Source organism: Pseudoalteromonas sp. SR41-4 (genome assembly GCF_014163985.1).
Lineage (GTDB): Bacteria > Pseudomonadota > Gammaproteobacteria > Enterobacterales > Alteromonadaceae > Pseudoalteromonas > Pseudoalteromonas rhizosphaerae.
On record NZ_JACJEI010000018.1, the window covers coordinates 65,316 to 81,276 of the forward strand.

Annotated in this window: 16 protein-coding genes; 6 read left to right on the forward strand and 10 right to left on the reverse strand. The window is 38.4% G+C overall.

Annotation, left to right across the window (positions count from 1 at the left end; translation table 11 throughout):
• Nucleotides 1-34: 34 nt before the first annotated feature.
• From H5180_RS14895 to H5180_RS14905, 3 genes are all read left to right on the forward strand, one after another.
• On the forward strand, nt 35-343 hold the full coding sequence (locus H5180_RS14895) for a hypothetical protein (RefSeq protein WP_145242531.1): 309 nt from the start codon (nt 35-37) through the stop codon (nt 341-343).
• 50 nt (nt 344-393) lie between these two features.
• Nucleotides 394-975, forward strand: a complete 582-nt coding sequence (locus H5180_RS14900; protein WP_145242533.1) for a CBS domain-containing protein — start codon at nt 394-396, stop codon at nt 973-975.
• A 163-nt stretch (nt 976-1,138) separates the two neighbouring features.
• Nucleotides 1,139-3,472 (forward strand): Tex family protein, encoded by a 2,334-nt coding sequence (locus H5180_RS14905; protein ID WP_145242535.1) that lies wholly within the window; start codon nt 1,139-1,141, stop codon nt 3,470-3,472.
• A 64-nt stretch (nt 3,473-3,536) separates the two neighbouring features.
• Here the strand turns inward: H5180_RS14905 and H5180_RS14910 are convergent, their stop codons facing one another.
• The 4 genes from H5180_RS14910 to bioH form a co-directional block, all read right to left on the reverse strand.
• Nucleotides 3,537-4,265: a hypothetical protein gene (locus H5180_RS14910; protein WP_145242537.1), complete on the reverse strand. Its 729-nt coding sequence runs from the start codon at nt 4,263-4,265 to the stop codon at nt 3,537-3,539.
• Nucleotides 4,266-4,425: 160 nt separating this feature from the next.
• Entirely contained in the window at nt 4,426-5,304 is an 879-nt protein-coding gene (locus H5180_RS14915; RefSeq protein WP_149983058.1) for a putative metalloprotease CJM1_0395 family protein, read from the reverse strand.
• A gap of 6 nt (nt 5,305-5,310) precedes the next feature.
• Complete coding sequence (locus H5180_RS14920) at nt 5,311-5,619, reverse strand: hypothetical protein (RefSeq protein ID WP_145242541.1); 309 nt, start codon at nt 5,617-5,619, stop codon at nt 5,311-5,313.
• 100 nt (nt 5,620-5,719) lie between these two features.
• Nucleotides 5,720-6,457 carry a pimeloyl-ACP methyl ester esterase BioH gene (bioH, locus tag H5180_RS14925; RefSeq protein WP_145242543.1) on the reverse strand — a complete coding sequence of 246 codons (738 nt, stop codon included), beginning with the start codon at nt 6,455-6,457 and terminating at the stop codon, nt 5,720-5,722.
• 58 nt (nt 6,458-6,515) lie between these two features.
• On the opposite strand from bioH, the gene H5180_RS14930 reads away from it, so the two are divergent.
• A complete protein-coding gene (locus H5180_RS14930; RefSeq protein WP_145242545.1) occupies nt 6,516-7,217 on the forward strand; it encodes a ComF family protein in 702 nt (233 codons plus the stop codon).
• Between the two features lie 16 nt (nt 7,218-7,233).
• Here the strand turns inward: H5180_RS14930 and H5180_RS14935 are convergent, their stop codons facing one another.
• Nucleotides 7,234-9,786 carry a M14 metallopeptidase family protein gene (locus H5180_RS14935; RefSeq protein WP_182758478.1) on the reverse strand — a complete coding sequence of 851 codons (2,553 nt, stop codon included), beginning with the start codon at nt 9,784-9,786 and terminating at the stop codon, nt 7,234-7,236.
• A gap of 145 nt (nt 9,787-9,931) precedes the next feature.
• Between H5180_RS14935 and nfuA the strand changes: the two genes are divergently transcribed.
• The gene (nfuA, locus tag H5180_RS14940) at nt 9,932-10,507 is read left to right on the forward strand and encodes a Fe-S biogenesis protein NfuA (RefSeq protein WP_145242549.1); all 576 of its coding nucleotides are present in this window, start codon (nt 9,932-9,934) and stop codon (nt 10,505-10,507) included.
• A gap of 12 nt (nt 10,508-10,519) precedes the next feature.
• The gene (locus tag H5180_RS14945; RefSeq protein ID WP_145242551.1) at nt 10,520-10,792 is read left to right on the forward strand and encodes a hypothetical protein; all 273 of its coding nucleotides are present in this window, start codon (nt 10,520-10,522) and stop codon (nt 10,790-10,792) included.
• Nucleotides 10,793-10,836: 44 nt separating this feature from the next.
• Here H5180_RS14945 and H5180_RS14950 read toward each other — a convergent pair whose 3' ends face one another.
• From H5180_RS14950 to H5180_RS14970, 5 genes are read right to left on the reverse strand one after another with little or no spacing between them, the layout of a single operon-like run.
• Nucleotides 10,837-11,217, reverse strand: a complete 381-nt coding sequence (locus H5180_RS14950) for a glutaredoxin domain-containing protein (protein ID WP_145242553.1) — start codon at nt 11,215-11,217, stop codon at nt 10,837-10,839.
• A 1-nt stretch (nt 11,218) separates the two neighbouring features.
• Nucleotides 11,219-11,668, reverse strand: coding sequence for a hypothetical protein (locus H5180_RS14955; protein ID WP_259399578.1), 450 nt, complete (start codon nt 11,666-11,668; stop codon nt 11,219-11,221).
• Between the two features lie 8 nt (nt 11,669-11,676).
• Nucleotides 11,677-14,040 (reverse strand): ABC transporter permease, encoded by a 2,364-nt coding sequence (locus H5180_RS14960; RefSeq protein ID WP_182758479.1) that lies wholly within the window; start codon nt 14,038-14,040, stop codon nt 11,677-11,679.
• Nucleotides 14,041-14,712 carry an ABC transporter ATP-binding protein gene (locus tag H5180_RS14965; RefSeq protein WP_182758480.1) on the reverse strand — a complete coding sequence of 224 codons (672 nt, stop codon included), beginning with the start codon at nt 14,710-14,712 and terminating at the stop codon, nt 14,041-14,043. It abuts the gene before it with no gap.
• Nucleotides 14,705-15,952 carry an HlyD family secretion protein gene (locus H5180_RS14970; RefSeq protein ID WP_182758481.1) on the reverse strand — a complete coding sequence of 416 codons (1,248 nt, stop codon included), beginning with the start codon at nt 15,950-15,952 and terminating at the stop codon, nt 14,705-14,707. Before H5180_RS14970 ends, H5180_RS14965 begins: the two co-directional genes overlap by 8 nt.
• Nucleotides 15,953-15,961: the final 9 nt, after the last annotated feature.

A 15,961-nucleotide genomic window follows, 5' to 3' on the forward strand; every position in this document is an offset into this window, starting at 1 on the left:
TCGCGCTTGAGTTGAATATTAGAAGGTAGTAGTTATGTCAAACGTAATACATCGCATAGTAAGTAATGCCGTGTTATTTACACTTTTAATGAGTGTGAGTTTGACTGTAATTGCTCAAGGTTTTGACGACCACGACCATTTATCCCCAACCGCAAACTATGTTGCTTGTGACATTCCTGACCAAGCTAATCTTGACGTTGACTTAGACACACACGTTGACGGGATCTCTATCAGGGTGCTTCAACCACTCCCTGAAAACATTTTATCACTTTATGTGAGTACCACTTTCGTACAACCTTTTAGCTATGCGTATCAGCGTGGACCACCGGCTTATTTTATTTAATTTATCGCTTAAAAACTTGATTAAATTTAATAACATAATTGGTGATTACTATGGCTAACTTTAAAGAACTTCGTACTCAAGACATTTCTAAAGGCGTTTTATCTCACACTTACCGTGACACTCAGCCGTTAATTGATTTAACGTCTCCGGCTTTGAAAATGGTCAATAATTTTACTCAAAAAGACCCGCTACGTGCTCATTTTGAAACCAGCATTGTTGATGCATTAAAACAGATCACTAGCCAACATACAGACTTTATTTTAGTAGTAGATGACAAAGAAAAATTACTTGGTATAGCATCTAGTGCGGATCTACAAAGCTCAAAAATTATGATTTTAGCACAGCGCTTAAATGTACCTCGCAACGAAGTTAACTTACTTCATGTAATGACACCACTTAGCCACTTAACTGGCGTAAGTATGCAAAGCTTAAGCTATGCTTGTATTGGTGATGCACTACAAACAATGGAACAAAACGGTATTATGTTTTTACTGGTTACTACCGCACATAATGAAATTTGTGGTTTAATTTCAGCTCGAGAAATTGCTAAAACATTACAAATTCCGTTACATATCACACCTATCGCGCACAGTTTTAGTGAAGTAATGCAACATATTGAACACCCCCATTAAGCACTGATACATGTTTAATTGAACCACCTCTTTAAAAGGCCTTAAAGTATATAAATAGCATACTTTAAGGCCTTTTTATTAAGCCCTGCTGTGATATTATTCAAGCAATTAATTACGCCAAAACTATCGTTCTGGTCTTCAAATTGTTTAATAAGGTTTTTGCATGAGCAATATCTCTGCACGTTTAGCCACTGAGCTGAATGCTCAAGAGCAACAAGTTATAGCTGCTACAAAATTACTCGATGAAGGTTCAACAGTGCCTTTTATTGCCCGCTATCGTAAAGAAGTAACGGGTGGTTTAGACGATACCCAATTACGATTGTTAGAGCAGCGTTTATCGTATTTAAGAGAGCTGGAAGAACGTAGAGCCTTCATTCTTTCGACGATTAAAGCGCAAGATAAACTCACCACCAGCTTAGCTGCCGATATTAATAATGCGGACAGCAAGACTGAACTTGAAGATTTATATTTACCTTACAAAGCTAAGCGCCGCACTAAGGGACAAATTGCTATTGAAGCTGGTCTTGAGCCGTTAGCGAATGCTTTATTTAATGATGCTTCTTTAGATCCTGAGCAACAAGCCGCTGGCTACCTAAATGCAGAAGCCGGCTTTGCTGATGAAAAAGCAGTTCTGGATGGCGCTAAATTTATTTTAATGGAACGCTTTGCTGAAGATGCCAAGCTGCTCGCCAAATTTCGTAGTCACATCAGTCAGCACGGTCAAATCGAAGCAAGCTTAATCAAAGGCCAAGAACAAGCTGGCGCTAAATACCGCGATTATTTTGAGCATCAAGAAGCGCTTAAAAAAGTGCCTTCGCACCGCGCTTTAGCTATGTTGCGCGCGCGCAACGAGGGTATTCTACAGTTAACAATCAACCCTGAGCCAAGTTCAGAAAACCCGGCCCATATGTGTGCCGTGATGATTGCCGATCATTACCGCCTTGATATTAACAACCAAGTAGCCAGCCCTTGGTTACTCACTGTCGTGCAGTGGGCCTGGAAAATTAAGCTAGGCTTACATTTAGAAAACGAATTTTTAGCAGCCATGCGTGAAAAAGCCGAAACAGGCGCTATCGATGTGTTCGCTAAAAACTTAAAAGACTTACTTATGGCTGCCCCTGCTGGGCCTCGCATAACATTGGGCCTAGATCCTGGTCTGCGCACTGGCTGTAAAATTGCCGTTGTTGATAGCACTGGTAAGTTATTAGCCACACAAACTATCTTCCCACATGCACCACAAAATCATTGGGATAAATCAGTACGAACGCTAGAGCAGTTATGCCGCCAACATAAAGTCGAACTAATCGCTATTGGTAACGGCACCGCTTCACGCGAATCAGACAAACTGGTTGCTGAATTAATCAAAGCAAATAGCGAGCTAAAACTCAATAAAATTATGGTCAGTGAAGCTGGCGCATCGGTGTATTCAGCATCAGAATTTGCTGCTAATGAGTTTCCTGATTTAGATGTGTCGTTACGTGGTGCGGTTTCAATTGCGCGTCGCTTACAAGATCCACTGGCTGAACTTGTGAAAGTGGAGCCTAAGTCAATTGGTGTAGGTCAATATCAGCACGATGTATCACAAAGCCAACTAGGGCAAACTCTGACTTCTGTTGTTGAAGATTGTGTGAACTCGGTAGGTGTAGATTTAAATATGGCCTCAGTGCCATTGCTTGCGCGTGTTTCAGGGTTAAATAAAACCTTAGCGCAAAATATTGTTAATTATCGCGATGCTAACGGTTCATTCACTAAACGCTCAGAGCTAAAGAAAGTAGAGCGTTTAGGGCCAAAAGCATTTGAACAAGCCGCCGGTTTCTTAAAAATTAGTAATGGCAGCGACCCACTTGATAAATCATCAGTTCACCCGGAAGCTTACCCTATCGTTAAACGCATTTGTGAACAAAATAGTCTCGATGTAAATAACCTAATTGGTAACTCAGAGCTGCTGAATAAGTTAGTTGCCAATGACTACATTGATGATAAATTTGGCTTACCAACGGTTACCGACATCATCAGTGAACTTGATAAACCTGGACGCGACCCTCGTCCTGATTTTAAAACAGCAGAGTTTAAAGCAGGTGTTGAAAAAATCAGTGACTTAAAGCCAGGGATGATTTTAGAAGGCGTGGTTTCAAACGTAGCTAACTTTGGTGCTTTTGTTGATGTGGGTGTGCACCAAGATGGTTTAGTACATATTTCAGCGATTACTAATAAGTTTATCTCTGATCCGCGTGAAGTAGTTAAAGCAGGTGATATTGTAAAAGTAAAAGTAGTGGAAGTTGACGCTGCCCGTAAACGTATTAGTTTTACCATGCGTTTAGACGATGACATTGATACCAGCAATAAACCTGCTCCATCAGTCAGTCAAAAGCCGCAAGCCAATAATCGTAACAATGCTCAGCAACCTCGCGCTGCAAAACCAACACGCGATACCGGTAATGCAATGATGGGTAATGCATTTGCAGACGCCTTCGCAAATGCAAAAGTGAAAAAATAACGTTTAAGCAAAAACGCCACAAACTCAGTTTGTGGCGTTTTCTATTCTGCGATTTAAATCTGATTTAAAAGTAATAACGTAAGGTCGCTGCAATATCAGCATACTCATCAACGTAACGGTATGAAGCACCTAAAATTGCTTTTTCAGTCAAGGTGTAATTAAAACCCGCTTTTAAAACAACGTTATTGTCACTTTCTTCATCATGTAAACGCTCGTAACCTAAGCCTGCATTTACTTCGAATTTATCCGTGACTAAATGCCTAACTTGCACATTAGCAGAGAGGATATCAGCACTATCTGAGTCCGAGTAAGCTGATTCTGACGATGAGAATACTTGGCCATTAAACCTTTCTTCGACTAGGTTTATGAAGTCAGTGCTGTACTTCAGTCTACCTAGATTGATACTGTAATCTAAATTGGTAACTGCAGATAAACGTTGAATATAACCCGCACTGAGCTCTAATCTAGTAAATTCAGCGTCTAGCTTTCCTTCAGTGTATAACTGTGACGTTCCGACATACTCACCGTTTTGAAAGATATCACGATAATCCTCAGAGACACTATTTGACAGATCATCTGATGTGCTTGCATATAAACCGGTTAGATACCAATTACTACTTACTTGCTTGCTAAGCTTAACTGCATAACCATCAAAGCTAAGTTCATCCAAGTCATCTACGTCCATTTTTGCATAGCCAACTTCGACATAGTCATAACTTAAGCCAGCCGTTTCATTCGCCACCGCTGTTATTGAAAAAAGTGATAAAGCACCTGCGATTACTGCATATTTCATTTAATTGTCTTCCATAATAAAAATCGTAGGGAAAATAGCAGTTACAGTAATATTTCACAATTAATTGCATACATCTTTAGGTAAATAAATGTGAATAACCACACTTAAAAAATGATTTATTTGGATTTAAATTGAGGAAACACATATTACGAGGGAGCAACTATATGGTTGCAGAAAAGCCAGACTGTCCATAAGGCGAGGTGGCGGCTTGATAAAACTGCGCAATGCGACCTGCACGCTGCTCAACTTCAATATCGCGCTTAGCCGTTGCGGTTTCTGATTCAGCAGTAGTTGCAACTTTCTCATCCTTTGTTAATTCGTTATCTACTTTGAACGATGCTGATTGCGTACTGCTTTCATCATCACTGTCTATATTACTAAGCTCTGCTTGCGCTGCAGCGAGCTTTTGAGTGGCATCAGCAGCAATCGAACGATCAGCACCAGAAGGCTCTGCCGGCGCTAAAGCTGCAGCACGTACCGTTTGCATTTTCTCTATTGTAGCTCGCGGGTCACCTGCTATTTCAGCAACGTCAATTTGTACTTCGCCGCCAACAGCGTAATTGGTACCATCAGGTCCACGTTGGTACTCATAACTTGGCGAACCTGCGTGTTGACCACCAACTGATGAATGAGCTTGCTCATGAATACGTACTTCAGTATCACGCGCTTTTAACTCTTTAATTTGCTCAGCGTCTTGTTGCTCTTGCTGAGCTACTTGCTCTTTTTGCTTTGCCTCTTTCTCTTTATCTTGTTGTTGCTGTTCATTTTGCTCTGGATTTTGCTCTGCATCTCCCTGCTGACGCTCTTGAATTACTTTTTCGTCGGCAAGTTTACCCTTGGCATCATAAGTGCCGGTATCAGTTGTACCGGGTTGTTTAGTTTTTTCATTATCACCGAGCGCTTTGTTTTCAGCATTAGTCGGTTTTGTAGCTGCAGGTGGCGGGATAACTTCCCGAAGTTGGTTGTCACGCCGAGCGGTTTCCGTATAAACATTTGCGGTGTTTATATTAATATTTGGAAATGGCGTGACAATGTTCATGGCAAATTAAACACGAATATCAATCAAAGTCCCCAGTACTTCGTCCGCGGTTTGAATTGATTGCGTATTGGCTTTGGCATTAAACTCTTCGACCTTTAAATTGACCAAGGCTTCATCAATACGTGGTGGTTGTGACACAGGAGCGGTTACCGCTTCTTCCGGACGAGCAGCTTGCAGCTGGCGCTGTTGGGCAAGCTGAGCGTCGTCTTGTTGCTCAATGCTGGCGCGATTTATTTCTGCGCTGGCTTTCTCTATACCCTGACTGGCACGATTAAAACCTTCAACACCGTTATTAAACACAGATCCGATTGGCATACAACACCTCCACCAATGATATATTGGTTAATTATCGCTCATAAAACAGTCAAAATAAAGCTTTACTGCAGAGTTTTTCAAACCACCGTAAAGTTACTTTTCAAAGCATTGATTTGACGGCAGATAAAAACTCTTTTTTATGGGATATAAAAGGTGCGTGTGACGCCTTATCGATCACTTCATACTCAAAATCGTGTTTTAAAACTTTCATTTTGGTTACTGCGCGATACGGTACCAATGCATCTAAACGGCCAAATACAGCACGGATTGGCACTGGACAACAGGCAAAAGCATCGCGTAAATCATCTTGCTGTAAAATATCCAAACCAGCAGTTAATGCGCACTCTTGTGGAGCCGGAAATTCATTGAGTAACTGTTTAAGTTGTTTAATATCATCTCGGGCATTTTCACTGCCCATCGCCTGTATTGCCAAAAAGCGATCGATGGTTTTCTCGCGATGAGTGACTAACTGCTCTTTAAATGCAGCTAATACATTTGCTTTTATTCCTGGCCAATCATCGCCTTCAGCAAATAATGGAGTTGCAGCAACTAATATCACTTTCGCGACTTTTTCAGGCCAGTGCTTTGCAATATAAAGAGCAAATAAACCACCTAAAGACCAGCCCATTAAGGTAGTGTTTGGCTGTAATTGATTGCTTAATTGTAATGCAGCGGCATGCAAAGTATACGGCTTTGGCGATGTTTGATTATTACCGTAACCGGGTAAATCAACACTGCGTACTGTATCGTTATGCATAAATTGAAGCTCCGGCAAGATCAACTGCCATACGCCTTGATTCATCCCCCAACCATGTAATAACACCAGCTCATTTTGCATTTTTTATAACCTTGCTCCAAACTTAGCGCTCATAATAGCGTTTGAGGGAATGAATGCAATGACTGCTTTTCATCAATGTTTTCAACAGCTGGGCGATTGGTTTTTTCCTTCTTTTTGTGTGCAATGCCAAAGTATTATCCGTACCAAACATAGTTTATGCGAACATTGTTTAGCTGATTTGCCGCTATTAGATATAACCACACATGCTAATTTACTGTATCGCCCAGATGTGGTTGAGTTATTTCCTGATTGCCAATTCGATTACCTGTTCGCTTGCGCGTGGTATCGTCCCCCTTTTGATGGTTGGCTCACGCAACTTAAATTTAGTAACCAGATTCATTATAAAAACGCATTGTCGTTAATTATTAGCCAACAACTGACTGTTAGTAAAAAAAATAGCGAAATATGGCCAGATTTATTTATTATTTTACCTCTACATCAGCAGCGTTTTTTAAAGCGAGGCTTTAACCAAGTATCACAATGCTGGTTGCCATGTTTAGTAAATGAAAATATTGATTCTCAGAGTTTACAGCGTACAAAGAAAACCCAAGCACAGTCATCACTTAGCAAAGCTAAACGAGTAAAAAACTTACATGGCGCATTTATATGTAATACCGATATGAGCGGAAAAACAGTTGCTATAATTGATGATGTGATGACAACAGGAGCAACTCTTAATGCAGCTACCGTCGCCCTTAAAAAGGCTGGTGCTAAGCAAGTTTGGGCATTTGTAACCTGCTTAACACCATTAGGACATTAATACTTAAGCTAATTAATTAATCGGCATTCGCTCTAAATGTGTGACCAAAAAACAATGCATTGCTCAATAAACGACTGGTGCCGTACCAATAGCCCCTAAATACCGGATCATCTGTCATACCAATCACACTGCCACGACCATACGAATGTGCCACTAAACCAGCCGCTCCCGCTACTTGCTCAACATTCACATCATCGGTAAAGCCCGCTAGTAATGGCTTTTGCGTATACTGCAACACATTTACAAATGGTGCAGCTGACATTTCAAGTAACCAAGTACTATTTTTAAATACTGGTAAGGTGTCACGCTGTAATGAAAAAGTAAGTGGGTGCGTTAAATCGGCTTTAGTATTAAATATCGCTCCAGCAATACGTTGACGCCCAGCTAAATGATCTTTATCACCATAGTTTAAGCCATCCGTTTTGAAGGCGCTGGCAACATCTCGGCGTGATAAATAACTGGTTTTTAATAGTTGTTGATCGACTAAAAACTTAGCCCCACCTTTGTGGCCCCAAATAACTCCACCTTTACGTACCCAAGTTTTAATTGCTATTTTGTCAGCATCTGAAAGCTTATTGTAATTTCCATGAGCCAAAACAATGTGGCTGTAATCACTAAGTTCAAGATCACCAAAACGTTCCATTTCCACAATGGTAGGTGCCACACCAACAAAGCGATCTAAGTAATACCACACTTCACCTACTTCATATTGACTAGTCCCTTGGCCACCAACGAGTAATACTTTCGGCGCTTTAACTACCGCTAACGTCCGCGAGCCTAAATCGACACCCTTTGCCGTTAAGCCAGAAGTAATAGGCGTAATTGCAATACCAAACTCATTTTGTGCACTATTTAATAACGACACCCATTGCGGATTTTTTTGAATCCCAGCAGGAATAATAATACTACCCGCAGCAAATTCCTGTGTACTTGCAAGCGATTTAGCTGATAACGGGCTGAGCGCCACACGAGCTTGCACACCTTGCTGTAATAATTTATTAAGCATTTTCGGAGCTAAATAATCATCCCATTTAAAGCCAAACGCATACTGTGCATCTAACGCAGCAAATTGTGGTTTTTCAGGCTGTTGCCATGCATTTTTACTAACGTCTAAGCCCCAGCCACTTTTAATTGCTGCAAACTCCAAGTTAAAAGCATGGGCTAACGTCCAGCCGGATACATCATAAAAAGTGTTATCAACAAAACGCTTTTGCTCACTAAAAATGGCTTTAACTAAGCGATATTGCGGCTGGGCTAATGGCACAAAATAACTTTTCGCAGAAAAATTCTTACCATCCGCTTTTACTGCTTTATTAAGTGGATAAGCTTTGATCTGATGCTGTTTCAATAAATCTAAAAAAAGTGCGCTACGTGTTGTATCTGCACCGCCTTGCACTACATAACCTTTATAATCTTCATCATTAGCAAGCTCTATAGCATTATTGTAAAAACTAGCTTGGTAATCGAGTAATGCTTGGCGATTATCTATCGCAGCCTGAAATGTAGATAGGCTCGTAAGCAGCTGGTTTTTAATCGTAAATGCAAAACTCAGCGGTCCATTTATGGTTTCTTGCAGATGACCACGAGAACTTGCTTGCTCAAATAAAATACCCACACCACCATTTACATCTGGATAAGTTGAACCTTTGCCATAGTAAAAATCATCAAAGCTTTCTTCGGTAAAATATAACGCGTTGTGTTCATCCAATGTTTTAGCATGATAGTTACCTATTGCCTTCGTGAGACTGACATTTTCATCAGGGGTGATCGGGTGCTTACGTGATGGAATACCTGGCTGAAAGAAAAAAGTGCTATTGGGACCCATTTCATGGAAATCAGTAAGAATATTGGGTTTCCAGTAATGAAACTTAGCAATACGAGCACGAGATTCAGGGTGTTGTAGCAGCAACCAATCACGATTTAAATCAAACCAGTAATGGTTAGTACGGCTACTTGGCCAGCTTTCAATATGCTCCCGAGTTTGTGGATCAGACGATAAGTTCATACCGCGATTACTATTCGCCCAATTCGCAAAGCGTGCTAAACCATCGGGGTTTAATGAAGGATCGAGTAAAATAACCGTGTTATTTAATAGCGTATCAATTTCTTTACCTTGCGCCGCAGCTAAATAATAAGCCACTAGCAAGGCTGAATTACTACCAGAAGATTCATTGCCATGAACGCTATAACCCATCCAAACGACCGCTGGCTGATCGGTTTCTTTGGCTTTTTCTGGATCGGCTAAACGCGCCAAGTGCGCCTTACGTGTTTGCTCCACATTCGCCAACTTATCAGCTGCGGTGATAGTTAGCATAACGAGCGGGCGCTGCTCATGGGTACGACCAATGACTTCAAAATTAATACGGTCACTTTTTTGTGCCAATATTTCCATATAACGAACGAGTTGATCATGACGTACGTGCCACTGCCCGACTTCATAGCCTAAAACCTGCTCTGGAGTGGGAATAGTTGGATCAAATTTCACATCATCATTGAAATAATATGAAAGCGGTTGTGCTAAACAAGAAAAGCTTAGCAATAGTGTAAAGATTGTTATTATCAAACGCATAGAAAACACTCAGTAAATGATCAATGTTTGCACGCTACCATTGCTTAAAATAGATGCCAAATTTTTACGCTCAACACTGGCGACAACGCGATGAGCGGAGTATGATAACCAGTATCCGAGTAATTTAGTCAAGTATAGTTGTTTTATGATTTCTATTTCCGAAACCGCACAATCGCATTTTGCAAAATTATTAGCTGACCAAGCTGAAAAAACAAATATTCGCGTATTTGTTGTTAACCCTGGCACATCACAAGCGGAATGTGGTGTATCTTACTGCCCTGAAGATGCAGTAGAAGCCACCGATATTCGTCTTCCTTTTAACGGCTTTGATGCTGTAGTTGACACAGAAAGCGCGCCATTTTTAGAAGAAGCTGAAATTGACTTCGTTACCGACAAAATGGGCACTCAGTTAACACTTAAAGCCCCCAATGCTAAAGCCCGTAAAATCGGTGATGACGCAGGACTTAACGAACGTATTCAACACATGTTAGAAACAGAGGTTAACCCTCAGCTTGCTAACCATGGCGGCCAAGTAAGCCTTGTAGAAGTAACTGCTGAAGGTATTGCTGTTCTTCAATTTGGCGGTGGCTGTAATGGTTGTTCTATGATCGATGTCACACTAAAAGAAGGCATTGAAAAAGAAATGATTGCTAAGTTCGATGAAATCACCGGTGTTGCTGATATTACTGATCACAAAGCTGGCGATCATTCTTACTATTAATAGTAGGCAGTCATGCTAAAGCCGCTGATATATCGCTTAGGTTCAGAGCCTAAGCTCAGTTTAAAGCGCTTTTTACGCGGCTTAGCACTGTTTGTGCTAGCCGTGATATTAATCACCCTCGGCTATTATAGCCACTACAGCTTACAAATCATCGGCTTAGTAATTTTAGCCATCGCACTATTCTTCGCCGCTTGGGGCTACTTAGGTATCTTTGCTAATCGCTTTTCGCAGGTATTAGACAGAAAAGATTCCCGTCCAGAAGAAGATCCTGATCTTTGGAAATAACTAGGATGCTTTTCATCAGCTAAAAGTAAGCAATGAATTTTCAATCATTTTACTTTTATATTCGTTACTAGTGTATCAAGCTTATTTGCATCAAACCCCACGATAGTGACATCATTAAACGTGATCACAGGAATTGAATCGATATTATTTTCCTTTAATAATTTACTACCTGTAGAGCTAAGCTCAATATCTATATTTTTGTAGTTGACATTTCTTTTATTCAAATATTCTTTTGTCGCTTGACAAGCTTTGCACCATTCAGCTGAGTAAAGTGTAATTTCATTTGTTGGATTTTTATGCCAATTATTTTGTAAATAATCAATATTATTAATAGGCGCACCTACCTGCTCTTTAATAAAGAAATGAGTTAATGTAACAGCAATCGAAACTACGGTTAAATAAAATAGTAAATCTCTTATTTTCATACTAATCCTTTAATGTATACACTTCGTTTATGATGGTAATTCTATGAATTGATAGCTTATCTTTTGGAAACTTAGCATCTAGTAAAGCTATTTTTTCTTCTTGCTGCCGACATGGTTCACATGGCCCAATCGCTTCATCTATTGAAGTGTAAAACAAGGTGTAATCGTGTGCGCTAAAATCAATATTTTTATTTAAAAGATTAAATAAATCATTTTTTAATTGCTCGCTGTTTGGTAGCAGTTCTTTTTTTCTAAAGATTGATAAAATATTCTGTAGGTAGCTGTCTGAATAATGGATAAGCTGACCTTGGCGATTAAACAAAAAAAGCTGAGGTGCAGTGTTATTTATAGGACTTGCGACTATTTGTCGGTGTGTAAACTCGTAATTTTCAGCCATGCAATTGCCCGCAAACAAAAAACCAGCTGACATTACCAAATATCTATATTTCATAATTTTCCTTAACTCAGGTTTTTCCAAGATGTATTTAATATATTTTTAATTTCTGTAAAAAGCACAATGATCACAAAGGATAGTGCGACTAAGTGAAGTAACGTAATTACAGGTACATCTATTAAATCAACTTTAAAAAGAAAGGGCTGTAGTTTATTCATATTAATATAAGCGCAGACTAAAATAATAGAATGGGCAACGCACAAGATAAAGAAAAACAGCTTACAAAAAGACCATACAATATTTTTAGTCCGTGCACCAAGTGCCCGCTTTAACGATATTTCTGTTGCAGATTTACTTGCCAATTGCTTTATACTATTGAAGCAATACAATAAGGCGCTGAGTAAAAGAACCAATGAACAAGTTATAGTTATAACTAAAATTGCTTCTCTTGGTTGCGCTTCTTTTTTTACCAATTCAGACAGTTCAACGTTTGTTAAGTTTTTCAGATAGGGGCTAATATTCGCGGTAATACTCATCATTTCTTGTGTGAAATTGGCTGGCATAACCCCGTTACCTTTAACGACGATGCTTTCAAAGCCAGTTATAACACTGATAAGTGTATAAACAGTGGGTTGCACTGGTGTATCGCTACCTTTTATATGAATATTCTCAACGACCCCGACAACCTTATATTTTACTTTTTCATTCCCAAAGTCAGTGAGTAAGTAGGCTTGACCTAAACCTGTATTCGCAAAGTATTGATCCCAAAGTGCTTGATTAACGACTATATTGCCATATTGCCCCCAAGACAGACTATTACCCATTATTAGCCGTGTGCCAATCGTATCGAAATAATTTGGGCTAACTCTATGATTTGAGGTTTGCGCATTTTTACTTGAGGTGACGGCTTTACCTGACAATGTATACCAATGACTAAATGCACTACGGTCAGTTAAAGGAGGGACATTAGTTAATGCGGCTGACTCAATATAATCTAAAGAACTCAGCTGTAGCAGTAGTTGCTGTGCTGAATTATCTGCCATAAAGCTATGCTCTGGTGAAGATGGAAAGTCAAAACTGGCAATATATAGGTTTTTATTTTTAAAACCTATATTATGATTGTTTAAATTAGCCTGACTTATTATTACTAAATAACTTACATAAATACTTAATATTGCAAGGCTGATTAAAAATGATAATAAAGTAAACACTTGCAATTTTTCACTCAAAGAAGCGCTACTACCACGTCCAATATGAGTTATGGTCGTTTTGTCTTGTAGGAAATTTAATGTCAGCAGGTATACGATAAAACTCATTAATAGAGTAATTAAAGTAATGACGTTTGCCATAACGTTAAAAGTGTTAATCGTAGGTATAGTTAAATATGCCAACTTACTTGTTAAAGGTGTAAAAATAAACACCATAAAAACAAGGTAACAAGCTAACAGCATAACTTCGATATAGTTCTGCAACATTATATGTTTTTTATTTGCTCCACATAACTGTCGTATGACGACTTCTTTTTTCTTATCGATACATTGTGTGGCATAAAATGCAGAAAACGATACCAAGCTGAAAGCAAATAAAATACCAAATAATATGGCTAATAAATCAACTCTGTTTGACACTGTTTGAAACTGTTCAGGATCAACACCTACTGACTTACTAAGCATTAATTTTGTATTGTCAAAAATGAATAATTCTTTTTTCAGATATGCATCAAAATTGATTATAAAGTTTTCTAAGTCAGTAATATTACCAAGCACATAAGTGAAAGTATCAGGTGTTAACTCCTGCTCATTAGGCAGTAATTCAGCAAGTTGATGGTAAGGTAATAATAAATCAGTAGAACTATCTCGCCTTAGAGATTTGAAACCTGCATTTAACACCGCGACTATTTTAGTACTTTTACCATTAATAATAATTTGTTTATCTATTACAGCCGGGTCACTGTTTAGATTGTTTTTCCAATAGTTAAAACTAACAGCAGTTATTAAACTACTGCCCGTAGATGCCATGCTGAATGCCCTCAATGACCCTAAATGAGTATCGATACCTAATTTACTAATAGTATTAGAGACAAAACTTACTTTGGTCGCTTGCTCTTCTTCTGCCATAATTTTTTTTGTATTTAATTGCAGCGTTCTTTCGAACATACCTACTAAATACGGAAATTGATTATGAAGTTCGTCAAATATGAATTTATCAACCGGTAAATTGCTTGTTTGATCATGTATAAATATCTGGTGGATAATTTCGGTATTTTCAATGGAGGTAAATTCGGTTGATAAAAACGTATTTTCAATTGCTTTTAAATTTAAAATGAAACATAAGGGAATAATTAGCAAGACACTACTTAGCAATAACTTCCAAGATAGAAATTGATATTTAAACCAATTTAATGTGATGTCGGTAAGTAATTTCTGCATTTAATCTATTAACTTACCATCGTGCATCCGTAACCTGCGCTTCGCATGTTTGGCATAAGTTTCATCATGGGTAATTAAGCAAATTGTATTACCCTGTTCATTTAATTGCTCTAAAAGCTCATATACAAGCTGGCTATTGTTTGAATCTAAATTCCCTGTTGGTTCATCAGCTAGTATAATGGATGGTTGATTTATTAATGCCCTAGCAATTGCCACACGCTGTTGTTGACCACCTGAAAGCTGATTCGGTTTTTTATTTAAAAATTCCTCCATCGAAACTCGTTTTAGTGCCTCTTGTACTTTCGCTTTATACTCACTTCGTTTAACCGAGCTATTATAGGTTAATGGTAATGCCACGTTATCAAATATTGTTAAGTGACTGAGTAAATTGAAATTTTGAAAAACAAAACCAATTTCTCTATTTTTTACCGTTGCAATAGAGTCATTTGTTAAGTCTTGAGTATTGATATCTGATATTAAGTAATTTCCATTAGAAGGCTTGTTCATAAGTCCTAATATCGAAAGTAAAGTACTTTTACCGCTCCCAGACGTACCTGTAATAGCAACGTAATCACCTTTATTGACGGTGAAATTAACATCTTCTAATGTGTTTTTTGTATTGCTAGCATACTTAAATGAAACATTTTCAAATGCTATAAGGGGCTTAGTCATGAGAAGAGCCTAGATTAAAGTCTATTGTGTGTTCCTTTGTATATTTATCTGGTATCAGCAGCACATAATTACCACTTAACTTTTCTTCAAAGCTCAATTGGCTACTATCAACTTCATGATAACTAATACGAGTAAGTACAGCTTGGTTATTAGCGTTAACTTCAAAAATATTCCAATGTTTGAAATCGTTGAAATCATGTGGTTTTTGTATATTGTAAGTTGCTTGCTGCTGTGCGGTATAGATATTCGCTTCAATTGCTTGGTCGCTTCGAAGCCAATTAGGCGTTACTGAATTAAGCGTTAGAAAGACATTGATCGAGCCATTTCTAATGACTGTATCTATATAATCCACTTTTGCTTGAATGCGACCCGAAGGTGTTATGATTTCAGCAGCTTGGCCTCTTTCTAATTGATCGGAAGAATACTGTGGAACTTGTACTTTCGCTAATAAGTTATTGGTTTCTATCAACTCAAATAAAGATTGCCCTTGTTTAACAACCTGCCCTAATTTACTACTATTTTGACTTATCACACCATCAAATTGAGCAGTTAAAATCAATTTTGATTGTTTTTTGTTTAGATATCCAAGCTGATTTTGAGCAAGTTTGATTTTATTAGCGTATGCGATCAATTGCTGCTCGTAGGCATCTTTAAAAAGAGCTAACTCTGCTTTTTTAGCCTCAACTTCTAATTCATTTTGTTCAAATTGCATACGGCTTTGTTTAAAACGAATAGATGAAATAATGCCTTTTTCTGCAAGCGCTTCGTTTGCGTTTAATTCAAGCTTTTGCTGTTTAAGCTGCATGACCGAGTTTGCCAATTCAGACTGAACTTGCGATAGTCGTATCGCTAAATTACTTTTATCTATAGATACTTGTGAAGATATATTTAATAATTCTAATTGTGCAGTATGTATTTTTTGCTCTAAATCATAGTTATTTAGTTCTGCTAGAATATCTCCCCGTTTGATGATTTGCCCTTCGCGGATATTTAAAAGCTTTATGGTGCCATCTGAAGGCGCAGAAACAAGCTCTCTTTGCGTAGGCTGTATAGTACCAATCCCTTTTAATATTTTACTTTCGGTTGTTGAAACTATTTTAATCGGTTTAAGGTATTCTTCTGGGATAGTATCTTTACTTAACCAGCTAAAGTACAAAAAGGAAACACCAATAGAAATTATTAACGGAATTAAGAATCTTTTTAACGTTTTTCTTTTTTTTGTAATTAAAAGCTGTTTCATAACTACCTG

Coding starts and splice junctions, on each gene's coding strand:
- bioH (WP_145242543.1), bottom strand. CDS start 6,457: ATGCAAAATGAGCTGGTGTTATTACATGGTTGGGGGATGAATCAAGGC.
- H5180_RS14950 (WP_145242553.1), bottom strand. CDS start 11,217: ATGAAAATAAGAGATTTACTATTTTATTTAACCGTAGTTTCGATTGCT.
- H5180_RS14965 (WP_182758480.1), bottom strand. CDS start 14,712: ATGACTAAGCCCCTTATAGCATTTGAAAATGTTTCATTTAAGTATGCT.
- H5180_RS14920 (WP_145242541.1), bottom strand. CDS start 5,619: ATGCCAATCGGATCTGTGTTTAATAACGGTGTTGAAGGTTTTAATCGT.
- H5180_RS14915 (WP_149983058.1), bottom strand. CDS start 5,304: ATGAACATTGTCACGCCATTTCCAAATATTAATATAAACACCGCAAAT.
- H5180_RS14935 (WP_182758478.1), bottom strand. CDS start 9,786: ATGCGTTTGATAATAACAATCTTTACACTATTGCTAAGCTTTTCTTGT.
- H5180_RS14970 (WP_182758481.1), bottom strand. CDS start 15,952: ATGAAACAGCTTTTAATTACAAAAAAAAGAAAAACGTTAAAAAGATTC.
- nfuA (WP_145242549.1), top strand. CDS start 9,932: ATGATTTCTATTTCCGAAACCGCACAATCGCATTTTGCAAAATTATTA.
- H5180_RS14905 (WP_145242535.1), top strand. CDS start 1,139: ATGAGCAATATCTCTGCACGTTTAGCCACTGAGCTGAATGCTCAAGAG.
- H5180_RS14960 (WP_182758479.1), bottom strand. CDS start 14,040: ATGCAGAAATTACTTACCGACATCACATTAAATTGGTTTAAATATCAA.
- H5180_RS14900 (WP_145242533.1), top strand. CDS start 394: ATGGCTAACTTTAAAGAACTTCGTACTCAAGACATTTCTAAAGGCGTT.
- H5180_RS14910 (WP_145242537.1), bottom strand. CDS start 4,265: ATGAAATATGCAGTAATCGCAGGTGCTTTATCACTTTTTTCAATAACA.
- H5180_RS14930 (WP_145242545.1), top strand. CDS start 6,516: ATGACTGCTTTTCATCAATGTTTTCAACAGCTGGGCGATTGGTTTTTT.
- H5180_RS14955 (WP_259399578.1), bottom strand. CDS start 11,668: ATGAAATATAGATATTTGGTAATGTCAGCTGGTTTTTTGTTTGCGGGC.
- H5180_RS14945 (WP_145242551.1), top strand. CDS start 10,520: ATGCTAAAGCCGCTGATATATCGCTTAGGTTCAGAGCCTAAGCTCAGT.
- H5180_RS14895 (WP_145242531.1), top strand. CDS start 35: ATGTCAAACGTAATACATCGCATAGTAAGTAATGCCGTGTTATTTACA.